The organism is Aeromicrobium sp. 9AM (assembly GCF_902506105.1).
Lineage (GTDB): Bacteria > Actinomycetota > Actinomycetes > Propionibacteriales > Nocardioidaceae > Aeromicrobium.
Window position 1 is genome coordinate 356,872 of sequence record NZ_LR733304.1, and the last position, 15,527, is coordinate 372,398.

14 protein-coding genes are annotated in these 15,527 nt (G+C 68.4%); 9 read left to right on the top strand and 5 right to left on the bottom strand.

Annotation, left to right across the window (positions count from 1 at the left end):
• Positions 1-48 precede the first annotated feature (48 nt).
• The 4 genes from BOSE46_RS07825 (at position 49) to manA (ending at position 5,015) form a co-directional block, all read left to right on the top strand.
• On the top strand, positions 49-315 hold the full coding sequence (locus tag BOSE46_RS07825; RefSeq protein WP_159539705.1) for a hypothetical protein: 267 nt from the start codon (positions 49-51) through the stop codon (positions 313-315).
• Positions 312-1,796 carry a sugar transferase gene (locus tag BOSE46_RS07830; protein WP_159539706.1) on the top strand — a complete coding sequence of 495 codons (1,485 nt, stop codon included), beginning with the start codon at positions 312-314 and terminating at the stop codon, positions 1,794-1,796. The genes BOSE46_RS07825 and BOSE46_RS07830 overlap by 4 nt, the downstream gene beginning before the upstream one ends.
• Before the next feature lie 160 nt (positions 1,797-1,956).
• A complete protein-coding gene (locus BOSE46_RS07835) occupies positions 1,957-3,771 on the top strand; it encodes a DEAD/DEAH box helicase (protein WP_159539707.1) in 1,815 nt (604 codons plus the stop codon).
• The gene (gene manA, locus BOSE46_RS07840; protein ID WP_159539708.1) at positions 3,771-5,015 is read left to right on the top strand and encodes a mannose-6-phosphate isomerase, class I; all 1,245 of its coding nucleotides are present in this window, start codon (positions 3,771-3,773) and stop codon (positions 5,013-5,015) included. The genes BOSE46_RS07835 and manA overlap by 1 nt, the downstream gene beginning before the upstream one ends.
• On the opposite strand, the gene BOSE46_RS07845 is transcribed toward manA, so the two are convergent.
• From BOSE46_RS07845 to BOSE46_RS07860, 4 genes are all read right to left on the bottom strand, one after another.
• On the bottom strand, positions 4,975-6,063 hold the full coding sequence (locus BOSE46_RS07845; RefSeq protein WP_236551659.1) for a mannose-1-phosphate guanylyltransferase: 1,089 nt from the start codon (positions 6,061-6,063) through the stop codon (positions 4,975-4,977). The genes manA and BOSE46_RS07845 overlap by 41 nt on opposite strands.
• Positions 6,064-6,072: 9 nt before the next feature.
• The gene (locus tag BOSE46_RS07850) at positions 6,073-7,491 is read right to left on the bottom strand and encodes an endonuclease/exonuclease/phosphatase family protein (protein WP_159539709.1); all 1,419 of its coding nucleotides are present in this window, start codon (positions 7,489-7,491) and stop codon (positions 6,073-6,075) included.
• 222 nt (positions 7,492-7,713) lie between these two features.
• Entirely contained in the window at positions 7,714-8,931 is a 1,218-nt protein-coding gene (locus tag BOSE46_RS07855) for an endonuclease/exonuclease/phosphatase family protein (protein WP_159539710.1), read from the bottom strand.
• A 52-nt stretch (positions 8,932-8,983) separates the two neighbouring features.
• Complete coding sequence (locus tag BOSE46_RS07860; protein ID WP_159539711.1) at positions 8,984-10,702, bottom strand: endonuclease/exonuclease/phosphatase family protein; 1,719 nt, start codon at positions 10,700-10,702, stop codon at positions 8,984-8,986.
• A gap of 127 nt (positions 10,703-10,829) precedes the next feature.
• Between BOSE46_RS07860 and BOSE46_RS07865 the strand changes: the two genes are divergently transcribed.
• From BOSE46_RS07865 to BOSE46_RS07885, 5 genes are all read left to right on the top strand, one after another.
• Positions 10,830-11,759: an asparaginase gene (locus tag BOSE46_RS07865; protein WP_236551660.1), complete on the top strand. Its 930-nt coding sequence runs from the start codon at positions 10,830-10,832 to the stop codon at positions 11,757-11,759.
• A 75-nt stretch (positions 11,760-11,834) separates the two neighbouring features.
• Positions 11,835-12,248 carry a helix-turn-helix domain-containing protein gene (locus tag BOSE46_RS07870; protein ID WP_056402619.1) on the top strand — a complete coding sequence of 138 codons (414 nt, stop codon included), beginning with the start codon at positions 11,835-11,837 and terminating at the stop codon, positions 12,246-12,248.
• The gene (locus tag BOSE46_RS07875) at positions 12,245-12,760 is read left to right on the top strand and encodes a hypothetical protein (protein WP_201299574.1); all 516 of its coding nucleotides are present in this window, start codon (positions 12,245-12,247) and stop codon (positions 12,758-12,760) included. The genes BOSE46_RS07870 and BOSE46_RS07875 overlap by 4 nt, the downstream gene beginning before the upstream one ends.
• A 72-nt stretch (positions 12,761-12,832) precedes the next feature.
• Positions 12,833-13,099 (top strand): DUF2516 family protein, encoded by a 267-nt coding sequence (locus BOSE46_RS07880; RefSeq protein ID WP_159539713.1) that lies wholly within the window; start codon positions 12,833-12,835, stop codon positions 13,097-13,099.
• Between the two features lie 76 nt (positions 13,100-13,175).
• Complete coding sequence (locus BOSE46_RS07885) at positions 13,176-14,831, top strand: BCCT family transporter (RefSeq protein ID WP_159539714.1); 1,656 nt, start codon at positions 13,176-13,178, stop codon at positions 14,829-14,831.
• Here the strand turns inward: BOSE46_RS07885 and BOSE46_RS07890 are convergent.
• Positions 14,828-15,514, bottom strand: coding sequence for a hypothetical protein (locus BOSE46_RS07890; protein ID WP_159539715.1), 687 nt, complete (start codon positions 15,512-15,514; stop codon positions 14,828-14,830). The two genes, BOSE46_RS07885 and BOSE46_RS07890, sit on opposite strands and share 4 nt — an antisense overlap.
• Positions 15,515-15,527 lie beyond the last annotated feature (13 nt).

A 15,527-nucleotide genomic window follows, 5' to 3' on the forward strand; every position in this document is an offset into this window, starting at 1 on the left:
TTTCACCAGTGACGGACACCCCTTTCCCGCGTGTCCCTGACGAGCTGAGTGACCATGGACTACACGCCGATCAGTGCGCGCCGCGTGCTGCTGGCGTTCGGCCTGACCCTCGTGGTGGCACTGCTCCCGATCGCCTTCCTGGTCCTGCACGGCGGATCTGACGGCTCGACGTCGGTCAACGCGCAGTCGGACCGCTCCCCGCGGGATATGCTGCTGGTCGTGGGCAGCGCAGTGCTCACAGCCGCGATGATCGGAGTGCTCGTGCTGGTGATCTCGATCGGCCGTCGTCTGGCGCGGCGCCCAGCTCGCGCGTGACGCTTGACGCCGAAGAGGCAGCACCGGCCCCTGATGGGGACGGCGAGCTCGTCGCGCCGCTGACGGACCACCGCGGTCTCGCCTGGGAGCGCCGCTTCGGGCGCATCCTCGGTATGTCGGACCTGGTCGTGCTGGCCTGGGTGTTCATCACGGCCCACGTCGTGTGGGCGGAGAACCTCCCGGCGATCGATGCCAACCCCTACGGCTTCGGCCCGGTCCTGTTCTCGGTGATGATGCTGCTGGCGTGGCACGGAGCCCTGACCGCAGCGGGCACGCGGGATCGCCGGGTCTTCGGCGGCGGTCCGGAGGAGTACAAGCGCATCCTCAACTCGACGCTCGTGGTCTTCGCGCTGATCGCGTTCTTCGGGTACACCATCAAGTTCCAGGTCCCCAGGACGTATGTCGTCGTCCTCCTGCCGTTCGGCCTCGTGCTGCTGACGCTCAGCCGCTGGTCCTGGCGCCAGTGGCTCCTGGTCCGCCGGCAGCACGGCCACATGACGCACGACGCCGTCATCGTGGGCACTGTCGATGCCGTCGCGCACCTCGCGGCCGTGATCAACCGCAACGCGGTCTTCGGCTACCGGCTCGCTGGCGCCTGCATCACCAGCCCCGAGCGCCCGACCCAGGTCGGCGGCGTGCCCGTGATCGGCGGGGTGGACGAGCTCAGCGCGACGATGATGTCCTCGGGCGCCAACGCCGTGATCATCACCTCGTCCGACGCGATGCATCCCGACATGGTGCGCCGGCTGGGCTGGGACCTCGAGGGCTACGACATCGAGATCATCGTGGCCCCGTCGCTGGCCAACATCGCCGGGCCCCGGGTGCACATCCGGCCGGTCGCCGGGTTGCCACTCCTGCACGTCGAGCAGCCCGCCTACCGGGGCGCGCAGCGCTGGGGCAAGGTCCTCCTGGACCGCGTGGGCGGGCTCGGCCTGCTGCTGCTGTTCTCGCCGGTCCTCGTCACCCTGGCCATCGCGATCAAGCTCACCAGCCCGGGCGGCGTGTTCTTCGTGCAGGAGCGCGTCGGCCGCGACGGCAAGACATTCGGCATGATCAAGTTCCGCAGCATGGTCCAGGGTGCCGACGCGATGCTGGCCGACCTGCAGCCCGACACCAGCAACGTCGTGATGTTCAAGATGCGTGACGATCCGCGGGTGACCAAGGTCGGTCGGTTCCTGCGCCGCTACTCCCTCGACGAGCTGCCGCAGCTGCTCAACGTCGTCAAGGGCAACATGAGCCTCGTGGGTCCGCGACCGCCGCTCGTGTCGGAGGTCTCGGGCTACGCCGCAGAGGCGCGGCGACGCCTGCTCGTCCGTCCCGGCATGACCGGCCCGTGGCAGATCTCGGGACGCTCCGACCTCGACTGGGAGGAGACCGTCCGCCTTGACCTCTACTACGTCGAGAACTGGTCCCTCGTCGGCGACATGCTGATCCTGTGGAAGACGTTCCGGGCCGTGCTGTCGTCGGCCGGCGCCTACTGAGTCCGATCACACGTCCGTTGAGTTTCACCGAAGTGAGGGCCGACCGATACCGTTGGACCGAGCGCGTTCGTTCTCAGACGACCTTGGCACGCATGTGGCGGCCGGTGGGTTGCACGGGACTTGACCGATCGGGTCCCGCGCCATCCAACCAGGAGCTTTCATGACCACCGAAACACCTGTCGATTCGCCGACGTTCGCCGATCTCGGCCTCGTCGACACCCTCGTCGACCGACTCGCATCGCTCGGCTACGAGACCCCGACGCCGATCCAGGCACGCGCGATCCCGACCCTGCTCGAGGGCAAGGATGTCGTCGGTCTCGCCCAGACGGGCACCGGCAAGACGGCGGCGTTCGCGCTGCCGATCCTGCAGAAGATCGACCCCTCCAACGCCAAGACCCAGGCGATCGTGCTGGCGCCGACGCGTGAGCTCGCCCTCCAGGTCTGCGAGGCCATCACGGCGTACGCCGTCAACATCCCCGGCGTCCGGGTGCTCCCGGTCTACGGCGGCCAGGGCTACGGATTCCAGCTCTCGGGCTTGCAGAAGGGCGCCCACATCGTCGTCGGCACGCCCGGACGCGTCATCGACCACCTCGAGCGCGGCAGCCTCGACCTGACGTCGCTGGAGTACCTCGTGCTCGACGAGGCCGACGAGATGCTCAACATGGGCTTCGCCGAGGACGTCGAGCGGATCCTGGCGGACACCCCCGAGTACAAGCAGGTCGCACTGTTCTCGGCGACGATGCCGCGGCAGATCCGTACGCTCGCCAAGAAGTACCTGCACGACCCCGTCGACATCGCGACGCCCAAGGCCACGACCTCGACCGCGACGGTCCGCCAGCGCTGGATCCAGGTCTCGCACCACCACAAGCTCGACGCGCTCACGCGGCTGCTCGAGGTCGAGACGGGCGACGGCATGCTGGTGTTCGTCCGCACCAAGTCCGCGACCGAAGAGCTTGCCGACAAGCTGCGCGGCCGGGGCTACTCGGCCGCTGCGCTCAACGGCGACCTGGTGCAGGCCCAGCGTGAGCGCACCGTGGCCCAGCTCAAGTCCGGTGCGATCGACCTGATCGTCGCGACCGACGTCGCCGCCCGTGGCCTCGACGTCGATCGCATCACGCACGTCGTCAACTACGACATCCCGCACGACACCGAGGCGTACGTCCACCGCATCGGCCGCACGGGTCGCGCCGGCCGCACGGGCGAGGCGATCCTCTTCGTGACGCCGCGCGAGCGCCGGATGCTCTCGGCGATCGAGAAGGTCTCCGGCCGTCCGGTCGAGGAGATGTCGGTCCCGACGGCCGAGGAGGTCAACGAGCGCCGGGCCGGCCGGTTCGCCCAGGCGATCACCTCGAGCATGGGCTCGCCGTCGTTCCACGCGTTCCGCTCGCTGGTCGAGGAGTACGCCAGCGAGAACGACGTCTCGATGACCGACGTGGCTGCCGCGCTGGCGGTCATGAGCCAGTCGGACAAGGAGTTCTTCCTGCGTCCCGACCCGCCCAAGGCGCCGCCGCGGGCCCGCGACTTCGAGCCCCGCGCCAAGCCGGCAGGCTTCGGGCGGTCCGACCGCCTGCCCGCCGAGGGTGCCGCGGTCTATCGCGTCGCGGTCGGCAAGCGGCACAAGATCGGCCCGTCTGCGATCGTGGGCGCCCTGGCCAACGAGGGCAGCCTCAAGCGTTCCGACTTCGGCAAGATCACGATCGGCCAAGACCACTCGCTCGTCGAGCTGCCGGCCGACCTGCCGCCGGCCGTCTTCGAGGCACTGGCCAACACCCGCATCTCGGGCAAGCTCATCGACCTGCAGCCCGACAGCGGGCCGCCGATCCGCCGGACCCGTGAGGACCGAAAGCCCTACAAGAAGTCCCACGAGAAGCGGCCCTATCCCTCCAAGGCGGCCCCGGCCAAGCCCTACAAAAAGGCGTCGAGCCAGCCTTCGGGCAAGGACACCGCTCCGCCCCGCAAGCCAAGGCACAAATGATGCACAGACTCGACAACGCCTCGAGGGCGTACGACTGGGGTTCGCGGACCGACATCCCGCAGTTCGTCGGCGGCGAGCCCGGCGACGTCCCGCTGGCAGAGATCTGGATGGGCACCCACCCGCTGGGCTCGTCGACGGTCGAGGGGCCCGACGGCACACTGCGGCTGGCCGAGGTCTGCGGCGAGCTGCCGTTCATGTTCAAGATCCTGGCCGCCGACCGGCCCCTGTCGTTGCAGGTGCACCCCAACGAGGCCATGGCCAGGACCGGCTTCGACGCCGAGGAAGCCGCGGGCGTGCCGCTCGACGCACCGCACCGGACCTACAAGGATCCGCACCACAAGCCCGAGATGGCATACGCACTGACGACGTTCGACACGCTGGTGGGCTTCCGGCCGACGGCCGAGATCCTCCGCGTGCTCAACGGCATCGACACCCCACTGGCGCACAGCCTCGCGGAGGACCTGCACGCAGCACCGGGCTTCAGCGGCATCGTGCGGCTCGTTGAGCGATTGCTGACCGAAGAGGTCTCGGCCGCGGAGATCGAGCAGATCGTGGTCTGCTGTCGCGACCTCGTCGCCCAGGGCATCGACGTCAAGCGGGCGTACGTCACCGCCGTGGAGATCGCGGATCACTACCCGGACGACGTCGGTGTCGTGATCTCGTTGACGCTCAACCGGTTGACGCTGCAGCCCGGCGAGGCGGCATTCCTGGGCACCGGCATCATCCATGCGCACCTGCGCGGGATGTGCCTGGAGGTCATGGCGGCGTCCGACAACGTGCTGCGCGCCGGGCTCACCAGCAAGGCGCTCGACGCCGAGGGCCTGGTCAAGTGCCTCGACCGCGGGATGTCCCGGCTGGCGCGTGTCACGCCGGAGCCGTTCGGCTTCTCGACCGACGTCTTCAGCCCTGACGTCCGCGAGTTCGCGCTGGCGGTGAGCCAGTGCTCGAAGGCCGAGCCTGAGGGCACCTTGCTGCCGATGGCCGGACAACGCATCGTGGTCTGCACGGGCGGCGAGGTCGAGCTCGTGAGCGCGGCCGGTGACCGGCTCAAGCTCAGCCGCGGCGACTCGGTCTATGCCGGCCCGGACGACGGCGAGATCCGCGTGGTCGGCACGGGCGAGGTCGCCCAGGCCTACACGCCGACCTCGGACACCGTGGCAGGCGAGCTGATCGACCTCGTGCCGCCGTTCACGGAGCGCCAGCTCAGACGACGTCGGCGCGGCCGCGGTCCTTCAACGCACTGACGACGTCCTTGACTTGTTGGGCGTGCTCACGGGACGTGACGAGGAGTGCGTCGGACGTACGCACGACGACGACGTCGTGCAGGCCCACCACGGCGATCGTGGTGCCGTCGTCGGCGATCGCCAGACCGTCGGCGTCGACCCACACGGTGTCGGACGACGAGACGCCGCCGACGTCCTGGAGCGCCGCGTAGTCACCGACGTCGTTCCAGTCGAAGGCACCGGGCACGACGGCCATGCCGCCCTCGAGCGAGACCGGCTCGGCGATCGCGTGATCGATCGCGATCTTGGTGAGCGATGGCCAGACGTCGTCGAGCACCTGCTGCCGCTGTTCGCCGTCCCATGCCGCCGCGATGGTGGCGAGACCGTCGTGCAGGCCAGGCTGCAGCCGTGCGAGGTGACCGAGCAGCACATCGGTGCGGGTCACGAACATCCCGCCGTTCCAGCTGTGCACCCCGCTGGCGACATAGGCGGCTGCGGTGGGGGCGTCGGGCTTCTCGACGAACTTGACCACCGCACTGGCCGAGCCGGCACCGTCGACCGTCAGTCGATCGCCGGACTCGATGTAGCCGAACGCCGTCGAGGGGCCTGCGGGGGTGATGCCGATCGTCGTGATGAGGCCGCTCCCGGCGACGGCCACGGCCTGTCCGATGGCCTCGGCGAACGACACCTGGTCGTCGATGATGTGGTCGGCCGCGAACGAGCCGATGATCGCGTCGGGGTCGCCCGCACCGATCACGGCAGCCGCGAGGCCGATCGCCGGCATCGAGTCACGCGGTGACGGCTCGACGAACAGGCTCGTGAGCTCGGGGAGCTGAGCGCGGATCGCGTCGGCATGCGCCGAGCCCGTCACGACGTGGATGCGCTCGGGCGGGATGAGGTCGGCGAGCCGGTCCCACGTCTGCTGGATCAGCGAGCGGCCGGAGCCGTCCAGGTCGAGCAGGAACTTGGGCCGCGACGCACGCGAGAGCGGCCACAGCCTGGTGCCGGCGCCGCCGGCGGGGATCACGGCATGGAAGTTGGCAAGACTCACGTCTGAGGGATCAGGCACCCGGTCATCCTAGGGCGCGGCCGTGTTGAGTCCGCCGACGGTCGTCGTGGCGGTCGGGACGCCGATCGACTTGGCCTGGGCGTCGAGGGCGAGGTCCGCGCTGAGGGCGTTGTGGTCCGAGACGGCGGGCCGGGCGTAGCTGCCGCCGGAGAGGCGTACGAGCTGCCGCCAGCCGAGCACCGAGAAGTCGTCGGACACGAAGATGTGGTCGACGTGGGCGCCCGATCGCGGCGTGCCGCCGCCGGGGTAGCTGGTGTTGAACTCCCTGTTGACGGGCGACTTGGCGAGGTCGACGCTGTCCTGGAAGCCGGCAGCGCGCATCTTGACGCCGGGGGAGTCGGAGCCGCGGTGGCGTCCGGAGTTGAAGTCGCCGGCGTAGATCGCCGGGTAGCCCTTGCTGTTGATGCTGGCCATCCTGCTCAGCACCACATTCATCTCGCGCGACCGCTTGGCGTCGTTGCCCTTGCCGTTCTCGAGGTGGATGTCGACGTAGTAGAACACCCGGCCCGTCGACTTGACCCTGAACCTCGCCCACGTCGTGTGCCGGCCGTCGCCGATCGAGAAGTAGCCGCCGCTGAGCTGGGTGAAGAGCTTGGGGCGGAAAAAGATGTAGCGCGCCTCGGCGCCACCGTAGGCACGCTTGAACTGCTGTGACCCGCCGCTCCAGATCGCGTTGGTCGTGGCTCCCACCCGCTGGCCGCCGGCTTCCTGGAGGCCGAAGATGTCGATCTTGTTCTGGTTGAAGAACGCCGCACCGATCCGGGCGCGGCCGGCGTAGCCGGAGCATTTCTCGGAGCACACGTTCCACGTGCCGACCCGGAACGACGTCTTGCGTGGCATCGTGCGGAACTTCTCCGGCTTGGCGAAGGCGCCGACCTGGTCGCCGTTGACCGGGCGGATCCGGACCCAGTACGTCGTCGAGGCGGCCAGGCCGCGCGTCACGTACGAGTTGGCGCCACCGAGCGTCCGCACGGTGCTCGCGTCCTTGGTGAACGCCTTGTCGCGGGCCATCGTGACGTCGAACTGCCGGGCGTTGGGCACCTTCTTCCAGGCGACCCGCACCCCGTCGGCGGTGGTCTGCTTGACGCGCAAGGCGTCGATGGCGCCGGGCTTGAGGGTGAAGCGCGCGGTGCGCGATGACCTGACCTTGCCGTCGCGCACGGCATCGATGCGGTAGAACCGGTCGATTCCCGGGGTCGTGGCGCTGAGGTCGTCCACGGTCACGCTCGTGCCCTTGGCCGGCACGCGGGTGGTCCGGGACTTCGTCAACGCCCGGTCGGAACCGACTTTGACGACGTACGAGTCGACGTCGTCGGTGCCGGCCCAGGCCAGCTTGACGCTCGTGGGTGAGAGGGGAGTCGCGGACAGCTTGGTCGGCGCGTCGAGCGAGTCGGGCGCTGCGTACGTGAGCGCCAGTCCAGTGGCCAACCCACCCACGATGAGCACGCTGACGACGCCGATGACGAGGCGGCGGCGATCGTGTCTCCTGCGTCGACCGGCGACGCGGGCGTTGCGGCGGGACCGCCCGGGCGTGTCGGCACGCCGACGCGGGGCGATCTTTCTACGGGTGACGACGGGAGGCTCCAGGGCGTGCGGGTGGGGTGGCTGAATTCTACGGGGTGCGGCGAGATCGTCGCGCGGGCTCCCGGTTCAACGATTGATTCGGACGTCGGTGATGATCGGGCTGTGATCTGAGGGAATCGGCGTGACCATCCGGTTGCCGCGGATCAGGGCTCCGTTGCTCCACGACAGGACGCGACCCTCGTCCGGCCTGATCCAGACGTGGTCGACGTGGTCGCCCCACGTGTAGCTGATGCGCGGCCTGGTCCGGAAGTCGTTGTAGCTGTTGTAGTGCTGGCGGCGCAGCGTCAGCGCCAGGTCGTACGCGTCGTAGTAGCCCTGGTGGTGCAGCACGATGCGCAGGTCGTCGTTGTCACGGTTCTTGTGCGAGTTGAAGTCGCCCGCGTAGATGACGGGCAGGTTGGTCTGGGCGTTGAGCTGCGCGATCTGCTGCGTCAGGGTCGTGATCTCGACGGCCCGCTGCTTGGCGGCGGTGTCGCTGGCACCGGAGACCGTGTGGACGTCGACGAAGACCGTCTGGTCACCGGTCGCCTTGTCGACCAGGACGGCCCACACGGCGTAGCGGCAGCCAGCTCCGTGGTAGCCGAGGAACACGTATCCCTTGGTGCTCTGCGGCCACGACGTGTAGCAACCGTGGCTCTCCTTGCCGGGCCTGGCGGATATCGGGGTCGTCGGAGGGGCGAGCGTGAAGCGCGAGGTCTTGTAGAGCAGCCGCTTGGAGCTCATCGACATGGCCTCGGCGTAGCCGGTGACGGCCGAGACCTGGAGGTCGACCGCTTCCTGGGCAGCGATGACGTCGGGGGCGTACGCCCTGACGCGGCCCAGCGCGGCGGGCTGCCGCGTCGACCAGCCCTTGCACTTCTCCGAGCACAGGTTGTAGGTCATGACCCGGTACGTGGGCCCGGTGCCCGGGTTCATGCGCAGGATCGTCGTGTGGCCGACGCGCACCGACTTCTTGCCGGCCGTGCCTCGGTTGAGGGCGCGGACCTGGACGAAGTAGTTGGCGCCGCGCCTGAGCCCCGTGAAGGTCTTGGTGCTGCGGCTCACCGAGTAGCGTCGCGCGCCGGCCATCGAGTAGGAGCGGGAGATATAAACCTGGTACGTCGTGGCGTGGCTGGTGTCGGGCCAGTCGATCGTGAGCCCTGCGGTGCCCGTGGTGCGCGAGTACGACGCGGCGACGAACGAGACCAGCCCCACCTGGGGAGGGGTGGTCGCGGCCTGGGCCGGCTGCGTCGTGCCGGCGACCGCGACGAGCATGGCCACCAGGGCCCCGAGAGCAGTACGCATGAACTGACGATAGAGGGGAACCGGGTCGCGCGTGACGATTTGTCTCCCGCGATCAGTGACCGGGGACCACGACCGTCGCCCGTACGGGGTTGTGGTCGGTCGCGAACGGCTTGGCGTAGCTGGAACCGCTGAGGCTCACGATGACCTTGAACTGGACGACCTTGATCGCGGCGTCCACGTAGATGTGGTCGACGTGGTCCGAGTGCCGCAGCGGCGGGTTGATCGCCTGGTTGGCGCTGTTCCACGTCGCGTTGACCTTGGTCCTGCCGACGTCGAAGGCGTCGGGGATCCCGGCCGCCGTGAACACCTTGAGCGGTGCGTCGTAGCCACCTGGATAGCGGCTCTGGTCGGCGTTGCTCTTGTTGGAGTTGAAGTCGCCGGCGTAGATGACGGGGTACTTGTTGGGGTTGGCGCGGGCCAGGTCGCTGATCAGCTTCTTGGTCTGCGCCTCGCGCATGCGGTCCTTGGTGCGGCCCTTGTAGGGCTGCAGGTGGGCGTCGACCACGAGGAACATCGTGCGCGTGGTGCGATCGCGGAGCTGCACCCACACGGCGTACTTACGCTCGGTGCTGTTGAGCGTGATGATGCCGGAGCGCAGCTTCTCGTACTTCGCGGTGCTGTAGAACAGCGACTTGGCGCTGTAGTACTCGCCCAGCGCGTAGCCCGGGAGCTCGGTCCCGAACCGGGTGTCCTTGTCGTGGGACTCCTGCGTCGCGATGATGCCGGCGCCGGTGCCCCGCGCGATCCGACCGGCGTACGCCTTGCGGGTCGACCACTTCTTCATCCCGTTGCTCTTGCTGACGCACTTGTCCTGGCCGCACAGGTTGTAGGTCGCGACCACGACGTTGGTGGGATCGGATGCCATCCGGAACTTCGTCGGCGTCGTCCAGGTCCCCTTGACGACCCCGTTGAGGCCACGGACACGGTAGTGGAACGTCGTGCCCAGCGTCAGCCGCGTGAGCGTGGCGGAGGGGTTGGTCACGATGTAGCTCTTCAGCCCCGTCGTCATCGACGGATTGGTGCCGAACTGGAGCTCGTACTGCTCGGCGTTGACGCTGGCCGCCCATCGCGCGCGGACCTTGCTGGTGCCGCTCTCGCGGACCATCGTCGACGACGCGATCGTGCCGACCGGCAGGTTGAAGCCGTGGAGGGCCGAGCCGGTCGAGCCGGACGCGTTGTGGGCGTAGACACGAACGTAGTAGTCGGTGCTGCTCGTCGGTACCAGACCGCTGAACGTCGCGGTGCGGGTCGCCGACCTCGGCGAGCGTTGGACGCACGTCGTGGTGTCGCGGCTCGTCGTCAGGCAGACGTCGTAGTCCTTCGCGTCGGTCGCGGCGTCCCACGTGGTCTTGACCGAGCGCGTCGAGACCGTGTTGACGACGCCGGTGGGTGCGCTCGGTGCGGCACTCGCGAGGTTGAAGCCCTGGCGAAACGTGGCCGCCCTCGCGGTGCCGCGATAGCTGTGGACCACGACGTAGAAGTCGGTGCCGGAGGTCGGCGCCAGGCTGCGGAACGTCACGGATGTCGCCGTCGAGCGTGAGCTCAGTCGGGCACAGGGTGACTGGTCGGCGTACTCCTGCAGGCAGACGCGGTAGGAGACCGCCCCGGCAGCCGGCTTCCACGAGATCGTGGCGGTCGATGCTGTCGCCGAGACCCTGACGCCGGTGGCCGGCGACGGGGTGGTCGCCGCGTCGGCGGTGCCGACGAATGCCGAGGAGAGCACGCAGCTCGAGAACAGGATCGCGAGGACGCGACGGGACACTGCAGTCATGCGGACAACCTTGCTGGTGGGGAAGCGGCCCGGTTGGGCCGACCAGTAGTCCTCTGAGGGTAGGCGAAATCCCGGCAAAAATCACCGTACGAGGGGGTGAACGAGTCGACAGCCTAAAGTGGCCGGCGTGGATGTCCTAGCCGAAGTCGTACGTTCCGGGCTCGTCGAGAGCCGTCATCGCGGAGTGGCCGTCGGGGTCGATCCGGCCGGCGAGGTGGTCTGGTCGATCGGCGATCCGAGCACCGTGATCTTCCCGCGATCGGCCAACAAGCCCATCCAGGCGCTGGGGATGCTGCGAGCCGGGCTGCCGCTCGACGGACGCCTGCTGGCCCTCGCGTCGGCGAGTCATTCCGGTGAGCCGTTCCACCTCGACGCCGTGCGCGAGATCCTGGCGCTCGCCGGACTGGACGAGTCGACCTTGCAGACGCCGCCGTCGTACCCGCTGGAGCCGCACGCCCACGCCGACTACCTGCGCGCGGGCGGCAAGCGGGACCCGATCTGCATGGACTGCTCGGGCAAGCACGCGGCGATGCTCCTGACGTGCGTGACGAACGAGTGGACGATCGACGACTACCTCGACCCCGAGCACCCGCTCCAGGTCGAGATCATGGCGACGTTCACCGAGCTCACGGACGGGCCGCCCTCGGTCGTGGGCGTCGACGGTTGCGGCGCGCCGCTGCTGGCGACTCCTCTCCAGCAGCTGGCGCGAGCCGTCGGTCGCATCGTGCAGAGTCCAGCGGGCAGCCTCGGTGCGCGGCTCGTCGGAGCCATGACGGCGCATCCGGAGTACGTCAGCGGCACGAGGCGTGCCGAGCGCGAGCTCATGGAGGCGCTGCCGGGCGTCGTGGCCAAGTCGGGGGCCGAGAGCGTCTACGTCGCGGGCCTGCCGGACGGCTCGGCGTACGCGATCAAGATCGAGGACGGCGGTGAGCGGCCGCTGTACGCCGCCATGGGGCGCGCCCTCGAGCTCGCGGGCCTCGACGCCCCGGTCCTGCGGGCTCGACCGACCATCCTCGGCGGCGGCAAGCCGGTCGGCGAGGTGCGAACCACCTTCTGACCTGCGGCGATGCTGTGACCGAGGTCGCAAGCAGGTCTGCTTGCATTTGCTAACTTTTGCAAGCACACTGGAGTCATGGCCAAGTTGAGCATGCAGCGCACCGTCGAAGGACTCGGCGACTACCTGCGTGAGCAGCGGGGTCAGGCACAGATGTCTCTTCGGCAGCTGGCCGAGCTCACGGATGTCTCCAATCCGTACCTCAGCCAGATCGAGAGAGGTCTGCGCCGACCTTCGGCAGAGGTCCTGCAGCAGATCGCCAAGGCGCTCAGGATCTCCGCCGAGTCGCTCTACGTTCGCGCCGGCATCCTCGATGCCGACGAGAGCGGAGCGCGGATGGTCGAGGACGCCATCGCCCTCGATCCCCGCCTCACCGAGCGTCAGAAGACCGCGCTGCTCGATATCTATCGCTCCTTCGTCGGGACTGACGAAGCGTCGGACACCGAGCTGGCCGCAACAGTGACCGAAGCCAATCAGGAGGAACCCGTATGACCACCATCACCGAGACCATCAATGCCCAGGTGAAGTCGCTCGTCGACGACGTCAAGGCACTGCCCGAGACGCTCAAGAAGGTCGACGTCGCCGATCTGCAGAAGCAGGCCCAGGGCCTCGCGCAGACCGCTGTCGGCACCGCCACCGGCGTCTACGCCGACTTCGCCAAGAAGGGCGAGGAGCTCGTCGCCAAGGCCAAGGGCCTCAAGGTCGACGACATCAAGAAGACCGTCGACAGCAGCGTCGAGGACGTCACCAAGACGGCCAAGGGCTTCGCCGACGACGCCCAGAAGCGCGCCGAGCAGCTCGTGACGGACGCCAAGACGCAGGTCACCAAGGTGACGTCGAAGGCTCCGACCACGGCCCGCAAGGCTGCCGAGAAGGTCGACACGACCGTCAAGAAGACGCCTGAGCCGGCCAAGAAGGCTCCGGCCAAGAAGGCCCCGGCCGCCAAGAAGGCTCCGGCCAAGAAGGCTCCCGCCGCCAAGAAGGCGCCGGCCAAGAAGGCCTAGCTTCACCGCAACACCAGAGGCGGGTCCCCGAATGGGGGCCCGCCTCTTTCAACACCCGATAGCCTTCGGGGCATGTTCGAGATCCAGAACGGCCTGTTGACGGTGATCTCGCTAGTGCTGTTCGTCCTCAAGGGCTTCGCCCTGGTGGACTGCGTCGCCCGACCGTCCGCGCGGTTCACCTACATCGAGACGCTGCCCAAGCAGACGTGGCTCATCATCCTGGTGCTGGCGGTCCTGGCCCACGTGTTCTGGTGGGACCCGCTCAGCCTGCTCAACCTCGTCGGCACGGTGGCGGCTCTGGTCTATCTCGCGCAGGTGCGCGGCTCGGACTCCCACTAGGACGATTGGCCAGCGCGCCACCCCCTCGCGTACGGTCGAAAGGTTGCCACGTCATCAAACCGCTCGGGGGATCGGCATGAATCAGCAGACAACGCCATGGCGCGACCGCATAGACCCGGTCGTCTTCTCGGTCACCAGTGTCCTCGCGATCGCCTTCGTCGCGTGGGGCTTGATCAGCACGAGCAGTCTCGGCAAGGCCTCGGCCGACGCACAGGACTGGGTCATCACCAACACAGGTTGGTTCTTCGTCCTGAGCACGACGTTCTTCGTGATCTTCGTGATCTGCCTGGCCGCGAGCAAGTACGGCCGCATCCCGCTCGGGGACGACGACGAGGAGCCGGAGTTCAGCACGGTCTCGTGGATCGCGATGATGTTCAGCGCCGGGATGGGCATCGGCCTGATGTTCTGGGGCGTCGCTGAGCCGCTGACGCACTATGCGAGCCCGCCGCCCGGCACGTCCAAGGCCGAGTCCGAGGACGCCATGCAGACCGCGATGGCCACCACGATGTTCCACTGGGCGTTGCACCCCTGGGCGATCTACGCCGTGGTCGGCATCGCGATCGCCTACGGCACGTTCCGCAAGGGGCGGTCGCACCTCATCTCCTCGGCGTTCCGGCCGCTGATCGGCGCCCGCGCCGACGGACCCGTCGGTCGCGCGATCGACATGCTCGCGATCTTCGCGACACTGTTCGGCTCGGCCGCGTCGCTGGGTCTCGGCGCTCTGCAGATCGGCAGCGGCTTCGAGTACAACGGTTGGGTCGACAGTGCGGGCAAGGCGCTGCTCGTGATCGTGATCGCCGTCCTGACGGTCGGCTTCATCGCCTCGGCCGTGTCGGGCGTCGCCAAGGGCATCCAGTGGCTGTCCAACATCAACATGGTGCTGGCCCTCGTGCTCGCCCTGTTCGTGTTCGTCGCGGGGCCGACGCTGCTGATCCTCAACCTGCTGCCGACTGCGCTGGGCGACTACGCCGCCCAGATGACCGGCATGGCGTCGCGCACGGCGGCCAGCGGCGATGACGACATGCGCTCGTGGCTTGCGAGCTGGACGATCTTCTACTGGGCGTGGTGGGTCTCGTGGACGCCGTTCGTCGGCATGTTCATCGCACGCATCAGCCGCGGACGTACGATCCGGCAGTTCGTCACGGGCGTGCTGATCGTGCCGTCGCTCGTGAGCCTGGTGTGGTTTGCCGTCTTCGGCGGCACCGCGATCGACGTCCAGCGCAGGACCGGAGACCTGGTCGGCAAGGCCGGATCGGTCGACCCCAACTCCGCCCTGTTCGATTTGCTCGACCACCTGCCTCTGGCCTCGGTGTCGACGGTGCTCGTGATGGTCCTGGTCGGTATCTTCTTCGTGTCCGGCGCCGATGCGGCCTCGATCGTCATGGGGACGCTCAGCGAGAAGGGCTCGATCGAGCCGTCCAAGCGGACCGTCATCTTCTGGGGCACGGTCATGGGCAGTGTCGCGGCGATCATGCTCGCGACCGGCGGCAAGGACGGCTCCGAGGCGCTCACTGGGCTGCAGCAGATCACGATCGTCGCCGCGGTGCCGTTCGTCCTGGTCATGGCCGCGCTGTGCCTGTCGCTCTACAAGGACCTGCAGAGCGATCCGGTCATCGTCCGGCACCACCGCGGCGTCGAGCTCATCGCGGATGCCGTCGTCACCGGGGCCGAGGAGCACGACGACGACTTCGTCCTGGTGCTCGAGCCGGCCAGCGAGGAAGAGTCGACCTAGGGCTGCTCGTCGTCCGTGCTCGGACGTTCCCGTTCAGCCCGGTCGGCGTCGATCTTGCGGCGCCGTTCGAGCTGGCCGAGGGCCACCGTCACGGCGACGACCAGGGGGAGCCAGTACTTCTTCTGCTCGAGGACGGCCTCGGCCCAGCCCGGGATGCCGATGTCGGGCCAGGACAGTCCGAGGCGCCCGAGCCAATAGGTGACGTCGAGGTACCGGAGCCACTCGGGCTTCGACAGCTCAGGCAGCCAGTCCGGCAGGCCCGGGCGCGGCAGCCACGAGAGGTCGAGACGGGGCAGCAGGCCACCGAGCAGGGCGCTGATCCCCAGCAGGCCGATCAGGATCTCGAACCCGGCCCACGCGGTGCGCCGCACGACGTACGCCGTGGGGTGCTCGCGCTGGAACGCCTCCTGCCTCGCCGCCTTCGAGCCCGGAGGCGGCACCATGGGGGTCTTCGCGGGCTCACCCTTCTCGTCGGTCTCGACCAGCGCGCAGCTCGTGATGGTGTTGCGCGGACCCCATCGCACCTCGAACGTGGTGTCGTCGTGCGTCAGCGTCGACGCCTCCCAGTAGTCGGCCGTCTGCTCGTCGACCGCTATGCCGTCGGCCAGCAGCACCGAGACCCGTGGACCGTCGCCGGTGTCGATCTCGTAGGCCGTGCCCCGGTGCCTGATCGTCCAACCCATGCGTCGATCGTCG

Bases quoted from the DNA above. Each gene is read 5' to 3' on its own strand.
- BOSE46_RS07835 (WP_159539707.1), top strand. From the start codon at position 1,957: ATGACCACCGAAACACCTGTCGATTCGCCGACGTTCGCCGATCTCGGC.
- manA (WP_159539708.1), top strand. From the start codon at position 3,771: ATGCACAGACTCGACAACGCCTCGAGGGCGTACGACTGGGGTTCGCGG.
- BOSE46_RS07855 (WP_159539710.1), bottom strand. From the start codon at position 8,931: ATGCGTACTGCTCTCGGGGCCCTGGTGGCCATGCTCGTCGCGGTCGCC.
- BOSE46_RS07860 (WP_159539711.1), bottom strand. From the start codon at position 10,702: ATGACTGCAGTGTCCCGTCGCGTCCTCGCGATCCTGTTCTCGAGCTGC.
- BOSE46_RS07870 (WP_056402619.1), top strand. From the start codon at position 11,835: ATGGCCAAGTTGAGCATGCAGCGCACCGTCGAAGGACTCGGCGACTAC.
- BOSE46_RS07875 (WP_201299574.1), top strand. From the start codon at position 12,245: ATGACCACCATCACCGAGACCATCAATGCCCAGGTGAAGTCGCTCGTC.
- BOSE46_RS07880 (WP_159539713.1), top strand. From the start codon at position 12,833: ATGTTCGAGATCCAGAACGGCCTGTTGACGGTGATCTCGCTAGTGCTG.
- BOSE46_RS07885 (WP_159539714.1), top strand. From the start codon at position 13,176: ATGAATCAGCAGACAACGCCATGGCGCGACCGCATAGACCCGGTCGTC.
- BOSE46_RS07890 (WP_159539715.1), bottom strand. From the start codon at position 15,514: ATGGGTTGGACGATCAGGCACCGGGGCACGGCCTACGAGATCGACACC.